Origin of the sequence: Rhizobium sp. ARZ01, from assembly GCF_014851675.1 — a bacterium.
GTDB lineage: Bacteria > Pseudomonadota > Alphaproteobacteria > Rhizobiales > Rhizobiaceae > Mycoplana.
The window spans coordinates 565,941-580,260 of sequence record NZ_JACVAE010000003.1; the positions used below are offsets into that span (position 1 = coordinate 565,941).

14 protein-coding genes are annotated in these 14,320 nt (G+C 61.8%); 7 read left to right on the forward strand and 7 right to left on the reverse strand.

The window, feature by feature from the left end:
• The first annotated feature begins 54 nt into the window (after window positions 1-54).
• Window positions 55-834, forward strand: a complete 780-nt coding sequence (locus tag IB238_RS19975) for a class I SAM-dependent methyltransferase (protein ID WP_192251070.1) — start codon at window positions 55-57, stop codon at window positions 832-834.
• 87 nt (window positions 835-921) lie between these two features.
• Window positions 922-1,851 carry a prephenate/arogenate dehydrogenase family protein gene (locus IB238_RS19980; RefSeq protein ID WP_192251073.1) on the forward strand — a complete coding sequence of 310 codons (930 nt, stop codon included), beginning with the start codon at window positions 922-924 and terminating at the stop codon, window positions 1,849-1,851.
• A gap of 27 nt (window positions 1,852-1,878) precedes the next feature.
• Here the strand turns inward: IB238_RS19980 and IB238_RS19985 are convergent, their stop codons facing one another.
• Window positions 1,879-2,874, reverse strand: a complete 996-nt coding sequence (locus IB238_RS19985; protein ID WP_192251076.1) for a DUF2125 domain-containing protein — start codon at window positions 2,872-2,874, stop codon at window positions 1,879-1,881.
• Between the two features lie 146 nt (window positions 2,875-3,020).
• Between IB238_RS19985 and IB238_RS19990 the strand changes: the two genes are divergently transcribed.
• Window positions 3,021-3,518: a gamma-glutamylcyclotransferase gene (locus IB238_RS19990; RefSeq protein WP_192251346.1), complete on the forward strand. Its 498-nt coding sequence runs from the start codon at window positions 3,021-3,023 to the stop codon at window positions 3,516-3,518.
• A 10-nt stretch (window positions 3,519-3,528) separates the two neighbouring features.
• On the opposite strand, the gene IB238_RS19995 is transcribed toward IB238_RS19990, so the two are convergent.
• On the reverse strand, window positions 3,529-4,320 hold the full coding sequence (locus tag IB238_RS19995; RefSeq protein ID WP_192251079.1) for a lysophospholipid acyltransferase family protein: 792 nt from the start codon (window positions 4,318-4,320) through the stop codon (window positions 3,529-3,531).
• A 352-nt stretch (window positions 4,321-4,672) separates the two neighbouring features.
• Between IB238_RS19995 and IB238_RS20000 the strand changes: the two genes are divergently transcribed.
• On the forward strand, window positions 4,673-5,686 hold the full coding sequence (locus IB238_RS20000; protein ID WP_192251349.1) for an Ldh family oxidoreductase: 1,014 nt from the start codon (window positions 4,673-4,675) through the stop codon (window positions 5,684-5,686).
• A 53-nt stretch (window positions 5,687-5,739) separates the two neighbouring features.
• On the opposite strand, the gene IB238_RS20005 is transcribed toward IB238_RS20000, so the two are convergent.
• From IB238_RS20005 to ftsE, 3 genes are all read right to left on the reverse strand, one after another.
• Window positions 5,740-6,453: a YdcF family protein gene (locus IB238_RS20005; RefSeq protein ID WP_246723731.1), complete on the reverse strand. Its 714-nt coding sequence runs from the start codon at window positions 6,451-6,453 to the stop codon at window positions 5,740-5,742.
• Window positions 6,454-6,523: 70 nt separating this feature from the next.
• Window positions 6,524-7,534, reverse strand: coding sequence for an ABC transporter permease (locus IB238_RS20010; RefSeq protein ID WP_192251082.1), 1,011 nt, complete (start codon window positions 7,532-7,534; stop codon window positions 6,524-6,526).
• Window positions 7,527-8,186, reverse strand: a complete 660-nt coding sequence (ftsE, locus tag IB238_RS20015) for a cell division ATP-binding protein FtsE (protein ID WP_192251085.1) — start codon at window positions 8,184-8,186, stop codon at window positions 7,527-7,529. Before ftsE ends, IB238_RS20010 begins: the two co-directional genes overlap by 8 nt.
• A 197-nt stretch (window positions 8,187-8,383) precedes the next feature.
• On the opposite strand from ftsE, the gene IB238_RS20020 reads away from it, so the two are divergent.
• The 3 genes from IB238_RS20020 (at window position 8,384) to IB238_RS20030 (ending at window position 10,232) form a co-directional block, all read left to right on the forward strand.
• Window positions 8,384-9,073, forward strand: a complete 690-nt coding sequence (locus IB238_RS20020; protein WP_192251088.1) for a hypothetical protein — start codon at window positions 8,384-8,386, stop codon at window positions 9,071-9,073.
• Window positions 9,074-9,190: 117 nt separating this feature from the next.
• Window positions 9,191-9,736 carry a hypoxanthine phosphoribosyltransferase gene (gene hpt / locus IB238_RS20025; protein WP_192251355.1) on the forward strand — a complete coding sequence of 182 codons (546 nt, stop codon included), beginning with the start codon at window positions 9,191-9,193 and terminating at the stop codon, window positions 9,734-9,736.
• A 136-nt stretch (window positions 9,737-9,872) separates the two neighbouring features.
• On the forward strand, window positions 9,873-10,232 hold the full coding sequence (locus tag IB238_RS20030) for a response regulator (protein ID WP_192251091.1): 360 nt from the start codon (window positions 9,873-9,875) through the stop codon (window positions 10,230-10,232).
• Window positions 10,233-10,290: 58 nt separating this feature from the next.
• On the opposite strand, the gene IB238_RS20035 is transcribed toward IB238_RS20030, so the two are convergent.
• Together IB238_RS20035 and lysA are read right to left on the reverse strand one after the other, a co-directional pair.
• Window positions 10,291-12,900, reverse strand: a complete 2,610-nt coding sequence (locus IB238_RS20035) for a TIGR02302 family protein (RefSeq protein ID WP_192251094.1) — start codon at window positions 12,898-12,900, stop codon at window positions 10,291-10,293.
• A 143-nt stretch (window positions 12,901-13,043) separates the two neighbouring features.
• The gene (gene lysA / locus IB238_RS20040; protein WP_192251098.1) at window positions 13,044-14,312 is read right to left on the reverse strand and encodes a diaminopimelate decarboxylase; all 1,269 of its coding nucleotides are present in this window, start codon (window positions 14,310-14,312) and stop codon (window positions 13,044-13,046) included.
• Between the last annotated feature and the right edge of the window lie 8 nt (window positions 14,313-14,320).

Sequence of the window (14,320 nt, forward strand, 5' to 3'; positions counted from 1 at the left end):
GAATGTAGGAAGCCGGGCCTTGAAGTCCACTGCCTGGTCGCTAACATCGCGCGCATGCACGCAGATATTGTCGATCTTCGCGAATTTTACCACTCACCCCTGGGTCACCTCGCGGAGCATTCCATTACGATGGCGCTCGCCTCGATCTGGGCCCGCCTGCCGGAGGAGCGTCTGGTAGGTCTTGGGTACGCTGTCCCCTATCTGGACCGGTTCCGTGCGGATACCGAACGCACCTTCGCCTTTATGCCGGCCGGGCAGGGGGCAGTGAACTGGCCGGTCGGCGAAGCGTCCGCCACCGCTCTGGTCTTCGATGAGGAACTGCCGCTGCCCGATTCCTCCGTCGACCGGATCTTGATGGTGCATTCCCTGGAGTTCGCCGAAAACCCGCGCGAGACGATGAAGGAACTCTGGCGTGTGCTTGCGCCGGGCGGACGGCTCGTCATCGTCGTGCCGAACAGGCGCGGCGTCTGGGCGCGCATGGAGCACACCCCGTTCGGCTCCGGACGACCCTATTCGCGCGGCCAGCTCACTCACCTGTTGCGCGAAACCAATTTCACGCCTGGCGCGAGCGCCGAGACGCTGTTCTTCCCGCCGTCGAAGCACAGGACCGTTCAGAAGCTTCACAGCGCCTTCGAGCGGCTTGGCCGCTGGCTCTGGCCGATGTTTTCCGGCGTGCTCGTCGTCGAGGCGCAGAAGCGTCTTTACCAGGGGCTTCCGGTGGCTGTACGCGCATCGCGCCGCGTCTTTGTGCCCGTATTGGCACCCTCCGGCGTGCCGACCACGCGCGAGGCGTTCAAACAGCGCCCCCTCGACAATCGCCCACAGCGCCGGTAATGGCTGGCGCAGCCATTCCGGCCGAATATGCCCGGACGGCCGAGGGATTTTGGGCGCGCGGGCGTCCTTGCGCAAAGAGGCGGCAGCATGTCGGAGCAACAGTTTGACAAGATCGCACTGATCGGTATCGGCCTTATCGGCTCGTCGATCGCGCGCGCGGTCAAGGAAAAGGACATCGCGGGTACGGTCGCCATTGCCACCCGCAGCGCGGAGACGCTGCAGCGGGCGCGTGAACTGGAACTCGGCACGGACTACTATCTCGATGCTGCCGAAGCCGTGTGTAACGCCGATCTGGTCATCGTATCGGTGCCGGTTGGCGCCTCCGGCAGTGTTGCCCAGGAGATTGCGCCGAACCTGAAGCAGGGCGCGATCGTCACCGATGTCGGCTCGACCAAGGGCTCTGTGGTGGCGCAGATGCTGCCGCACATCCCGAAGGGCGTCCATTTCATTCCCGGCCATCCGCTCGCCGGCACCGAACATTCGGGTCCCGATGCCGGTTTCGCCGAGCTATTTCGTGGGCGCTGGTGCATTCTCACGCCTGTCCACGGCACCGACAAGGTGGCCAAGAAGAAGCTTGCGACCTTTTGGGAGACGCTCGGCTCCAAGGTGGATGAAATGGACACCGAGCACCACGACAAGGTGCTGGCGATCGTCTCGCACCTGCCGCACATCATCGCCTACAATATCGTCGGCACGGCCGACGATCTGGAGACGGTGACGGAATCGGAAGTCATCAAGTATTCGGCCTCGGGTTTCCGCGACTTCACGCGCCTTGCAGCGTCCGACCCGACCATGTGGCGCGACGTCTGCCTGCACAACAAGGACGCGATCCTCGAAATGCTTGCCCGCTTTTCGGAAGATCTCGCCTATCTGCAGCGCGCGATCCGCTGGGGTGACGGCGAGAAGCTGTTCGACCTCTTCACCCGCACTCGCGCGATCCGCCGTTCGATCATCGATGCGGGACAGGATACGGCGGCGGCGAACTTCGGTCGGCCGGTCACCTCGCCGGAGAAGTAGCGGTCCCATAGCGCCAACCTGAAAGCGTCAGAGCGCTCCGATGTTGGCGATTGGAATGATACCGAGGTAAACGACACCATCCTGTACAAGCAACTTGACGCGGGCGTTGCTGTCTCCGCCGGAAAGCGTCCGTACCGTCTCTGTCACGCTGTTGGCGGTCTCAGCGATCTCCGGAAACGCCTTCGAGACGATGTCGCGAACCGAGTCTATACCCTTAAATTCCAGTTCGAACTTGCCGGACAGAAGGCCTTCGTTGTCGATCTCATACGGGCCGGAGAGCGAGACGCTGTTGCCATCGGCGAAATTGACGCTGAAACTGCGCAGATCACCCTTCGTGCCGCGTGGAAGGTCCTTTGGGGGGCCTTCCTTCAGCCAATTCGCGCCATCGGCGACCGCGGCGTGGAGTGCAACATCGATCGCGGGAACCTGGGTGCCGGGAATGGTCAGTTCCAGGCCGTTGATCGACATGGCGACATCCAGCGCGGTGCCGTTTGTGCGGGTATGGATCTCGCCATGACTGGCTGCAAAGCCGAGGTTCACATCGCGCATGCCGGCGGTGAAACTGCCCTTCAGGGCGTCGTAGGCGATTGATGCGCGGTCCAAGCCGCCCATGCCTGCGACGCCGCTGGCATGCAGGAGGTTCCAGTCGGCTGTCAGCACTTTGTCCGGCGAAACACGGATCAGCGCGGGGCCGTCGAGTTCAACAACGGCATGGCCGGGGTTGTAGACCTGGGCTGCCGAGCGCAGCGCGCCGAAGCTTGCCGATGTCCCCGTGCGCTCGTCGTCGATTGCGACCGCATCGCAGAAGAGGCCGATCCGGAAGGGGTATCCCTTCACCTCGAGCGCAGTGCAGGACACCGAAGTGGAAGTGCTTGAAAGCCGGTCGCGCACGAGGCCCTTCAGCCGATCCGCGCCGAAGAACCATGCTCCCGTGTATGCTGCCACAAACACTACGATGCCGAGGCCAAGGAGCCAGAACTTGCGCGCGCTGCCGCTTGACGTTGCGCTGTTTGTCGATGTCATCATGTTCTCCGTTTTGACGGAAGAAAATTGATTTGCCTAGATTGTCAGAGCACGGCAATGAGCGGTCAATTGCGGCGGCATTCAGGTAGTCACGGAAACGTACAGTGGACAGGAACGAATTTTGGGTCTTCGGCTATGGTTCGCTTATGTGGAATCCGGGCTTCGAGGTCGAGGAGAGCCGGCCCGCACACGTCCATGGTTTCCGCCGCGCGCTTTGCGTCCGTTCCTGGGTGCATCGGGGTACGCAGGAGAACCCCGGCTTGGTGCTGGGCCTCGACCGCGGAGGATCCTGCCGGGGTAGGGCGTTTCGGGTGGCGCCGGAGCGCCGGAATGCAGTCATTGACTATCTGCGCGAACGCGAGCTCGTCACGCATGTTTACAAGGAACGTACGCTGCCCGTCACCCTTGACGGCGGGGTTCGTACTGAGGCCCTTGCCTATGTGATCGACCGCGCGCATCACCAATACGCTGGCGCCCTTTCGGTCGAGGAGGCCGCTGCCGTCGTCAGCACAGCGAAGGGAAAGTCCGGACCGAACGTCGAATATGTTGCCAATACGCTTGCCCACCTACGGGAGATGGGTATCCGCGATCACTGGCTGGAAGAGGTCGGCCGCACGGTTGAGCGTCTCGCAAACGGCGGCTGACGACACCGTTTCAAATGCCTCGGGCACGCAGTTCGGCGACGCGAGTGGCGGCGGTCGGCGGTAGCGGTACGTGCGGATTGGCGTCGACCGTTTCGAGAAGCAACCTGTCGCTTGCGGTCTCCATCACGTCGATCAGATGGGCGAGGAACGCATCCGGATCCATGCCCGCGGGGATCGGTGGCAGGATTTGCACTTTGAAGTGACCGGGGAAGCGAAGGAACTTGCGGCGCGGCCAGAACAGGCCGGGGTGCATTACGACCGGTAGGACTGGGACCTGCAGGTCGCGGTAGAGCCGGGCGATACCGTACTTGTAGTCCGGTGGAGCGCCCGGTGGACGACGGGTGCCCTCGGGATAGATAATCAGCTGGCGGCCAGACTTCATCTCGGCTTTCGCACGCTCCATCACTGCCGCCATGACCCTGCCACGCGCGCCTCGGTCGACCGGCACCATCCGCTGTTTCAGGATGTACCAGCCGAAGAGCGGGATCCAGGTCAGCTCGCGCTTGAGGATGTAGAAGGGGTCGTCCTGCCAGGGAAGCAGCGCGTAGGTGTCCCAGAGCGACTGGTGTTTCGGCGCGAAGATGTAGCCTTGCCCTTTGGGGATGTTCTCCAGGCCCTCGATCTCGAAAGAGGTTCCCACGATCTTGTCAAACAGCCAGTGATTGCTGCGGGCCCAGTTCTTTGGCACCATCATGGCTTTCTTGCGCGGCAGCAAGAAGTAGGCGGGCGACAGCACGATCATCTGCGCGATCAGATTGAAATAGAAAGCCAGGTTGAACAGGATTGAACGCAGGACGATCATGAAGCGACGGCTCTCCTCGCGCGCCCCAGCTGGGCGCGCCGCGCAGTAAAAAGGTGAGCCTGCCTACACGATATTTCCGGCGTCGGAAACCGGCTTGCGGTCGAACAGCCTCAGGATCGGCAGGAAGTTTGCCGATCGAAACCGTTCTAGCTGGACATTTCAGCCTGGGTGGTTGGCGTGCCGGTCCCCTCCGTTTCTGCGTGTAGCTGCCATGCTTGGGTCAACCAGTTACCGGTTTGTAAAATTCCATCAATAATGTATACGTTAAGTATACAAAGAAAAATCAATGCGTTGACCGCATTGCCATGGATCCCACTCTGTCACAGGAGGCTTTGGCTTGAATTTGAAGGACGTGCGCGACGAGGTTGTCCTCTCGGTAGACGAGGTTTTCGACCTCTCCATGAAAGTGTTGACCCTGCATGGGCTGTCCAATGCCCAGGCGCAACCGCTGGCGCGCGCGATCGCCTCGGCCGAACGAGATGACTGCAGGTCACACGGTCTACAGCGGCTGCCCGGCTGCCTCGACACGATGGGCCACCCCAGGTTCAACAAGGACGCGGATCCTCGGCCTCAAGACATCTCGGCTGCGGTGACGACGATTGATGCCGACTTTGGCTACTCGTTGCTTGCGTTCGAGCGCGGGCTGGAATCACTGGTGTCCAAGGCCAGGACCCTGGGCATATCCATTCTGGCAATCAATAACTGTTTCCATTCGACGGCCCTCTGGCCAGAGGTCGAAGCTATCACCGCGCATGGCCTCGCGGCACTGATCATGAACCCGAGCCACAGCTGGGTCGCTCCCGCAGGCGGCTCCACGCCGGTCCTTGGAACCAACCCAATTGCGTTTGGTTGGCCTCGCAAGGAACGCCGGCCTTATGTCTTTGATTTCGCGACAAGCGCCGCCGCACGTGCAGAGATCGCCCTTCATGGAAGGGAGAACAAGCCGATCCCCTTGGGCTGGGGAGTTGATTCCGAGGGCCAGCCTACCACCGATGCGAAGGCTGTACTGTCCGGGGCGATGCTGACATTCGGAGGGCATAAGGGCTCGGCCCTCTCCACGATGGTGGAATTGCTGGCGGGACCGCTTATCGGAGGGATGACAAGCATGCAGTCGATGTCCTTCGATGCCAACGCGAAGGCAGCGCCATGTCACGGCGAGCTTGTCATTGCGTTCAATCCAGTTCTGCTGGGAGGGGAGAGCACCGAGAACGACCAGGCGGCAGAGGCGCTCTTTGCTGCAATTACAGATCAAGGGGCGAGGCTTCCGTCTGAAAGGCGGTATCGCGCACGACAGCGAACTTCGAATGAGGGTGTCAGGGTACCCCGCGAGCTCTATGAGCGCATTCAAACCCTCCTCGGCGAGTGATGGCTGCCCGGTCGGGCTGTGCTCTGTTGGGCTTTGCGTCCGACGCGTGTTGATCACATCAATGAGGCATGCGCCGGCTCGTCGCGGCGCAGCCCGCTCGCGGTCCCAGCACCGACGATATCCCGCAGCACCGCGGCGGAATATTTGAAGTATTCAGACAGGATCGCCTTCATCACCATCGGTTGACCCAGCCAGTTTCCGTTCTTCAGATCGGAATTGATGACCGGGTAGGACAGGAACTCGGTTTGTTTATCGCTGCGCCGCAGTTCGAGCAGGCTGCGCGGCATGTGGTAGTTGTTGGTGACAACCAGAACCTTGCTGTACCCGTGGTCGCTAATCCACTGCGCCGTCTCGTTGGCGTTGCCAATCGTGTCCATCGCGTCATAGCCGATGTCGACGCAGCACTCGAAGAGCGTCGACGAACTTTGGGTGAACCTGCGGATCTGGTTGCCGCTGGTTGCCGGATTGACGCCGGAGATCAGAAGACGTCTTCCCGCACCCTGCTTCAGAAGATCGATCGCCTGGTCGATCCGCTGGAAGCCTCCCGTCAGAACGACGATCGCATCGGCCTGCGGACGGCGCGGTGTTTCCATGGAGGCGACGGTCTCGGCGAAATAGAGGAAACCGCTGACCAGTAGGCCGCAGAAGATCAGCAACAGAACGAGGAACAGGCGCACGAAGCGACGAATGGGGCGGATCCGCCAGCGTCTCGCTGGTGGTTTCCGGTCCTCCATCATCGCGTTTCTCGACTCGTCCATTGCGACCATGATTCTCTCTCATAGCGCGCGATTGCGGCAAGGACGAGTCCGCTGCGGCACATTGGCACGGCGTGCTATTTCAAGTGTTCGGCAGACCATCGGTCCGTGCGGGGTCGGAACGGATGCGGTCGATCTCGAAAATCGTGCGCATTACTGTAAAGCGCGCCGTCAGCGTCGTCAGAAGGGCAATGACGATCATCGTTGCGCCGATGCCCAGATAGCCGCCGAGGCCGACCGAAAAAGCGCCGAACAACGCGGTTGCCTGGTCGCTCTCGGGGGTCGCGAGCGAATTGCTCTGCCAGTAGCCGGCTATGGCGAAGACGAGAGCTGCCAGCGCCCCTCCTGCAAACGAGCCCTTGAGGCTTATCTTGAGAAAATGCTTCTGGAACTCGGACGCCACGAAACCCGCTTCCGCGCCGACGAAATGCAGCACCTCGATGATATGGCGATTGCCGGAGAGAGCGCCGCGCGTCGCGAAGATGACCGTCAGCACCATCGCCGTAAAGACGAGGATCAGGACGCCCGTGCCGATCCAGGCGGTCGTCTCCGCCATGGCGACCAGGCGGTTCACCCAGGTACGGTGATCGTCGAGGAAGGCCTGCGGGATCGTTTCTGTCAGCGCTTGCCGCATGGCGGTGAAATCGGGCGGATTGCGCTCGTCGATCGTGATGATGACAAGACGCGGCACCGGCAGTTCGTTGAGGTCCAGCCCTTCCCCGAGCCAGGGCTCGAGCAGCCTTGCTGTCGCCGCGCGATCGACGATCTGTCCATCCTTCGTGCCGGAGAATGTCAGGGCAAGGTCGCGCGCATCACGCAACGCCGCTTCCATGTCCAACTTGTCGTCCGGCTTGATCTGGATGGTGATCTCGCGCGAAATCTGGCTTTGCCAGCTCGCCGCCGTCGCTCGCACCATGCTGACGGCGCCATAGGTCAGGCAGGCCAGGAACGCCATGATGGCGATGACGCACATAAGCGCATTGCCGGAGACGTTTGCGGGCGGCACGATCGGGGCGGTGGGCCGCACACGCATCGGCGGCCGTTTCTCGGGAGCGCGCTCCTGCGCCCGATTGGGTCCGGTAGCCTCACTCATAGATGTCGAGCCGCCCTTGCGAGAGGATCATGCGCCGCGCCTCGACCTGATCCATTAGCGATAGGTCGTGGGTGGCGATTACAACCGCCGTACCGAGTCGGTTCAGTTCGAGGAACAGGCTGAGTAGCCGTCGTGCCATCGGTGGATCGACGTTGCCGGTCGGCTCGTCCGCCAAAAGCAACTCGGGGCGATCAATGAGCGCGCGTGCGATTGCAGCGCGCTGCTTCTCCCCGCCCGACAGGACAGGGGGGAGTACGTTAATGCGTTCTCCGAGCCCCACCCATTTCAGAAGTTCCAGCACGTCGGCTCGATAGGAGGACTCTTCCTTGCCGCGAACCCTGAGCGGAAGGGCGACGTTCTCGTAGGTCGTCAGATGGTCGAGCAGCCGGAAATCCTGGAAGACGATGCCGATCCGGCGTCGCAGCATCGGCAATTCGTCGCGCGGGATCGTGGCGATGTCGCGATCGAATGTCCGCACGAGCCCGCGCGTAGGTTGCAGCGACAGAAACAGAAGGCGTAACAGCGTCGTCTTTCCGGCGCCGGAGGGGCCGGTGAGGAACTGGAAGGATCGGCGCGGAATGTCGAAGGTGAGATCACGGAGGATTTCCGGACCCATCCCGTAGCGCAGACCGACATTCTCGAAATGTATCAAAGGGGTTATCCGGTTCTCGTCATTGGCTGCCACGTTGCGCGGTTTCGCTGCCCGCGGATCGCACGGAATCAAGGCCCATCCAAGGCCGATTTCCGAAGCATTAACCAGTATGGTTTACGTTTCGTAAGGATTCGGTTCAATGCCCGACTTTTTGCGGGTGAATCTCTCTGCGTGAAGCAACGACAAGGAGAACCGCCATGAGCGCATTCGGCGCGAGACGCGAAAGGAGCGCCACGATCGACTTGCTGCCGCCGGAACCGGGCGTCCGCAAGCGCAATTTTGCCCCTGCCAGACCGAAATATGAGATTGTAGACGCTCATTTCGTTGTGCTTGCCGATGGGCCAGCGGCGCATGGCACCGCTTACAATGACAACCATCGCCGTACCCGGTCACGGCAGGCTGTATTCGCTTCGCAAGCCGGCCGCTTGATCGCCAGAGGCCTTATCTGGATCATGCGCTCTGCGGAACGGCTTCTCCAGCTTCTGCCGCCACGCGCCTTCGGGGCCGTTGTCGCCGGCTGCTTCGTCGCCATGTTCTTCTTCGCCGGCGGCCTTTCGGCCTTGGCAACGGTCCTCGTAGGTGCTGAGCCAACCAGCGCGGTCGAAATCGCAGGCGTCACCTCTTCTCTCGACGATCGTGATGGCATGAAGGTGCTCTCGGTCTACGGTACGATACAAAACCGGTCCACCCATACCCGGGAAATGCCGACGATCGTCGTCGACGTCCTTGCGGGCGGCAAATCCATCGCGCGGCATCGAATCGAGCCGCAAGGGGGTAGCCTCCTGCCCGGCGCGAAGGATGCCTTTTCGTTGAGGCTTCCCCACGGCGGCTCAAATCTACCGAAAATCGCCATATCTCTGGAGCCGGCGGGTGCGTCTACGCGATGAGTATGCTATGCGGCAGTCGGATGCGGCATAGCATCGCTCATGCATGGCCCTGAAACCCGGAAGGATGTCGGGTCCATGTGCGGCGTAGTGGAACCAGACGGCATGGAGCAGGTCGCAATGCAGGTAGTGCGCGGAAAGAAGATCGAAACACTTTACAGCGCTGAGCAGATTGCCAGGCGCAATGCCGAGATGGCCGCCGCAATCAAGGCCGGTCCGACCCACGATCTTCTCGTCATCTCGATCCTGAAGGGTTCCTTCATCTTCGCGGCTGATCTGATTCGTGCGATGCATGCCACGGGCCTTGCACCGGAGGTCGAGTTTGTGACGCTATCCAGCTATGGCAAGGGCACAAAGTCGCAGGGCGTGAAGATCGTCAAGGATATCGACAGCGATGTGCATGGCCGGGACATCTTGCTGATCGACGATATTCTCGAATCTGGCCGCACGCTGCACTTCGCCAAGGAACTGTTGCTTGAACGCGGAGCGCGCCACGTCACGATCGCTGTTCTGCTCGACAAGAGCGTGAAGCGTGAAATGGATCTGGAGGCCGACTATGTCGGCTTCGAGTGCCCGGATCACTTCGTCGTCGGCTATGGGATGGATGCGGCTTACGCCTTCCGTGAACTGCCTTTCGTCGGTGTCGTTACAGGTGACGCCGAGTAGGCACGTCGCATTTCCCTCTTCGCCGTTTACCGATCGCAAACGAAACTCTGGTCATGTCTGAGCTTCGACAATGGCAACGGGTGGCGCGATCCGGTGCCCCACGGACAAAGCCGCAAGGCGGCTCGAAGAGGACACCATGGCGAGAATTCTAATCACCGAAGACGAGGATTCGCTTCGCATTTTCGTTGCGCGGGCACTGCGGCTCGATGGGCACGACACGGTGGAGGCCGCCGACGGTGCGCAAGGGCTCGAGACCTTGTCGGAAGGCGGATTCGACCTGCTTTTGTCGGATATCCGCATGCCGGTGATGGACGGAATCGAACTTGCCCACAAGGCAGCTGACGCCCATCCGAACCTTAAGATTCTGCTGATGACCGGCTATGCCGAGCAGCGCGAACGCGCGGAAGATCTCGCCGAGAAAATCATCGACGTCGTCGCAAAGCCCTTCAGTCTGCCGGACATCCGCACTGCCGTCGCCCGCGCTCTGGCGGCTTGAAGAAAGGCGGCGGGGTAGTGCTTATCCCCGCCCTTGATCCGGTCGAGCGCATTGAACATCAATTGATGCCCAGCAGGCGCTCGAGATAATTGCGCTCCATCACCGGCGCATTGCCGGTTCCGAGGCGGCGGCGGATTTCATCCAGGATCTCGCGCGCCCGCTGGATATCGATCTCCTCGGGTACGCGGGTACGGCCGTCATAGTCCGGACCTTGTGCGCTGTCCGGACGTTCCCGCCCAAGTGGATCACGGCCGGCCTGGTTCATCTGCGGCTGACCCTCACCCGGTCCCCCCGGCGACATGGCCTGCATTTGGCTCATCATGTCCTGCGCCCCCTGGCGCAGCGCTTCAAGCGCCCGGCCCTGGCTTCCGACGGCAGGTTCGCCTTCCCCCTTGCCAAGGGATTCGGAGGCGCCTTTCATCTCGCGACCAGCCTCGCCAAAGCCCTTGCCGGGATCGATGCCCATTTCCTTGAGGCTTTTCTGCAACTCGCCAAGCTGTTTGCCAAGCGCATCCTGCTCGGCCTTCAGGTCCTTCAGGGCCTGGCGCAGTTCTTCCGCGGTCATCTTGTCAGTCGGGGAGTTGCCGGGCTGTTGTTCGTTGCCCTGGTCGCCTGGTTGATCGAATAGCTCATCTTCGCCCGGCAAGGGCTCGCCGAATTGCTGCAGGCGTTCCTGCAGCGCTTGATCGAAGTTGAAGGTCTGGTCCATCAGTTTCTGCTGGTCCTGCATCAGCCTGCCGAGCTTGTCCATCTGCTGGCGCATCGCGTCTGACTGCTGGCCCTGTTGCTGCTGTTGCGGTCGGCCCGCCTGCAGGTTGTTCAGCATGCGTTGCATTTCGGCAAGAAGCTGCCGGGCCTGGTCCTTTGCGCCTGAGCGGGCCAGATTCTCGATCTGGTCCATCATCCGTTCCAGGTCCTGCTGACGCAGGATCTGGCCTTGCTGCGCATGCTGCTGCATCTGGCCGTTCTTTTCGGCCTGGCGCGCCAGTTCCTGCATGTAGGCCTGCATGGCTTCGCGCAGTTCCTGCATCAGCTTGGCGATTTCCTCGTCGGGTGCATTGCGCTCAAGTGCGTCGGACAGGGCCTGCTGTGCCTCGCGCAGGCGTCGGTCGGCGAGCGAGAGATTGCCGTCCTCGATGCCAAGAGCGATCTCCCACAAATAGTCCGCCGTCTCGCGCAACTGATCGTCGTTGCGGGCGAGCTTCATGCGCTCCTGAGCCGACTTGATCAGCAGGAAATGTGTGAGGTTGGGGATCGTCTCCTCCGGCCGCAGCATCAGCGCTTCGCTGAGCGTGATTGCGCGCGGCAACTGATTGGCATCAAGCGCAAACGTCTGCCGTTGCTCGGCGACCGCTGCGGCAAGCGGCTCAAAGAAGACCTTCGCCGGCAGGATCATTTCCTGCGGCTGGCTGCGCCCTTCCTGCCCGGCGGCATCGCGAGCGACCAGGGTTATTCGTACCCGCTTTCCAGCCAGCGGGTGCTCGGTGAGATTGCGGCTTGTCGTGCCCTTTGCGTCACGGGCGTTCCGTCGCGGCAGGTCAAGACGATAGTCCGGCAGCGGATAGAGCGGCCGTGCGTCCTTGGCGGGCGGCTCAACCGGAATGATCTCGGCATGCGCGTCCTGGATGCCGTAGTCGTCCTTGGCGATGAAGCTGACTTCCAGCGCGGAAGCTGCGGTCTTTCGCGGCAGGCCGTTGAAGGCGATCTCGGGCACGCGATCCGGGATGATGTTGAAGGTCCACTGGCGCCCGTCAAGCGTCAATGTCCCGTCCTTGACGATCTTGAAGTGCAGCGTCTTGGGCAGGCTCGTTTCTGGCGGTGCTTCCTGAATGGCATCGGTGGCTACTTTGTCCGACGGCTGCCCGGCCTCCTTGGGCCGAATCGCCACGGCTTCCTCGCCCTCAGGCTTGTAGGAAACGCTGTCATCGCCGCTACCGCCGGTAATGCGCACCGTCAGTTCGCTGAACTGGGGAATGCGCTGCGGATCGTTGTTCACCTCGGTGGTGCCGGTCAGGAAGATCGGCGCGCGACCGGTATGGGCGGGCGGCGTCACCCACGCATCGATGCGAATGTCGGGCTTATCCGCCGACGGCTGTCTGACCGTTACGATATCGGACAGAAGTCCGGCCCGATTGGAATAGGAAAAGGCAAAGGCGACAGCCAGGAGAAGCATCGGTATGGCGCGAAGGCCGTAGCGGTCGTGGCGGGCGATATCGGGGCGCGGAAAGCCGGTCTGAAGAGCGCCGATCATGCGGGCCATGCGTGCCTGGTGCTCACGCCAGAGTGCATCGGCCACCGGCCCGCCGCGGACCGGGCGGTCGGCTTGAACCCGTATTGCTTGATGAACGAGGTCGTTTCGTTCTTCCAGCATACGGTCGGCCCGGTCGACCTGCGGCCAAACGGAATGCCTGAGCCGAGCCACGAGCAAGACAAGCCCGATCCCGAAAGCGGCAAGGGTGGCGACGTGCAGCCATGCGGGCGCATGTCGGAAATAGCCAAACCATGTCAGCGCGAGCAAACTCGCCACGAGCAGGATTAGGGGCAGTAGTTTCGGGAGAATGCTTTCGGTGAAGAGAACTGCGCGCGCCAGAACACGCTTGCGGTTCAGCCGCGCGGCGAGATTGTCGCCATGTTCCCTGCCGGAGGCGTAATTCGCGTCTTCGTGCATCAGTCCTCGCATGCCTGCAGGCCCGTTCGGGCGCCAGCGTCGCGAAGAGGATAGCATCCTTTGTGGCCAAGGCGAGGGCGCGCTCGAAAACGTGATCGTTTTCCCGCGCCGTCGTCGCGTCTGTAAGGCCGCTCAGGGTCCGCTCAGGCCAGCCAGCCGGGTACGGAGTCGAGGCCGATCAGGTCTTCGTAGGTGAGACGAGGGCGAACGACGTGGAAGCGGTCTCCCTTGACCAGGACCTCCGGCACCAGCAGGCGGGAATTGTAGGTTCCGGCCTGCACAGCCCCATAAGCGCCAGCCGATCCGACCGCGATCAGGTCGCCGGGCTTGGGCATCGCCATCTCGCGGTCCAAAGCCAGATAGTCGCCGGTCTCGCAGACGGGACCCACGACGTCGGCGCGGATGCGCGGGGCATTTGCCGCCGAAATCACCACGGGTCTGATCTCGTGCCAAGCCTCGTAGAGCGTCGGGCGGATCAGGTCGTTCATGGCCGCATCGACGATGACGAAGGTCTTCTCTCCGCCGTCCTTCACATAGATAACTTCAGTGACCAGGATGCCGGCATTGCCGACGATCAGACGACCGGGCTCGGTGACGATCTTGCAATCGAGACCCTTGAGTTCTTTCTTGACGATCTCCGCATAGGCGTCCGGCAGCGGCGGCGGGGAGTTGTCGCTCTTGTACGGAATGCCAAGACCGCCGCCGACATCGACGTGATCGATCGTGTGGCCATCGGCGCGCAGCGTGTGCACCAGTTCGCGCAGCAGACGAAAGGCATCCTCGAAGGGCTGCAGTTCGGTGATCTGGCTGCCGATGTGCATATCGATGCCGGTCACCTTGATACCCGGCAGCTTCGCCGCATGGGCATAGACAGCGCGTGCGCGCTCCCAGGAGATGCCGAACTTGTTCTCCTTCTTGCCCGTCGAGATCTTGGCGTGCGTGCGTGCGTCGACGTCCGGATTGATGCGGAACGAGACGTGCGCCTGCTTGCCTGCCTTGACGGCGCGAGTATTCAAAACTTCGAGCTCCGGCTCGGATTCGACGTTGAAGCAATAGATCCCCGCCTCGAGGCCGAGGTCCATTTCGCGGACCGTCTTGCCAACGCCGGAGAACATGATGCGCGAAGCCGGGATGCCGGCAGCAAGCGCGCGTCGCAATTCACCTTCGGAAACGACGTCCACACCCGCACCGAGCCGCGCGAGCGTTTTCAGCACGGCCTGGTTCGAGTTCGCTTTCATCGCATAGCAGACGAGCGCATCGATGCCGTCGAACGCCTTGGAAAAGACCTTGAAGTGACGCTCGAGCGTTGCTGTCGAATAGCAATAGAAGGGCGTGCCGACCGCCTTGGCGATCTCGGGAACGGGTACATCCTCGGCGAAGAGAACGCCGTCACGATATTCGAAGTGGTTCACGTGTCTTA

What these genes read in the sequence shown, in the direction of transcription:
- IB238_RS20005 (WP_246723731.1), bottom strand. Translation starts at nt 6,453, where the DNA reads ATGGTCGCAATGGACGAGTCGAGAAACGCGATGATGGAGGACCGGAAA.
- IB238_RS20020 (WP_192251088.1), top strand. Translation starts at nt 8,384, where the DNA reads ATGAGCGCATTCGGCGCGAGACGCGAAAGGAGCGCCACGATCGACTTG.
- IB238_RS19995 (WP_192251079.1), bottom strand. Translation starts at nt 4,320, where the DNA reads ATGATCGTCCTGCGTTCAATCCTGTTCAACCTGGCTTTCTATTTCAAT.
- IB238_RS20010 (WP_192251082.1), bottom strand. Translation starts at nt 7,534, where the DNA reads ATGAGTGAGGCTACCGGACCCAATCGGGCGCAGGAGCGCGCTCCCGAG.
- IB238_RS19975 (WP_192251070.1), top strand. Translation starts at nt 55, where the DNA reads ATGCACGCAGATATTGTCGATCTTCGCGAATTTTACCACTCACCCCTG.
- IB238_RS19980 (WP_192251073.1), top strand. Translation starts at nt 922, where the DNA reads ATGTCGGAGCAACAGTTTGACAAGATCGCACTGATCGGTATCGGCCTT.
- IB238_RS19990 (WP_192251346.1), top strand. Translation starts at nt 3,021, where the DNA reads ATGTGGAATCCGGGCTTCGAGGTCGAGGAGAGCCGGCCCGCACACGTC.
- IB238_RS19985 (WP_192251076.1), bottom strand. Translation starts at nt 2,874, where the DNA reads ATGACATCGACAAACAGCGCAACGTCAAGCGGCAGCGCGCGCAAGTTC.
- hpt (WP_192251355.1), top strand. Translation starts at nt 9,191, where the DNA reads ATGCAGGTAGTGCGCGGAAAGAAGATCGAAACACTTTACAGCGCTGAG.
- IB238_RS20035 (WP_192251094.1), bottom strand. Translation starts at nt 12,900, where the DNA reads ATGCACGAAGACGCGAATTACGCCTCCGGCAGGGAACATGGCGACAAT.
- IB238_RS20030 (WP_192251091.1), top strand. Translation starts at nt 9,873, where the DNA reads ATGGCGAGAATTCTAATCACCGAAGACGAGGATTCGCTTCGCATTTTC.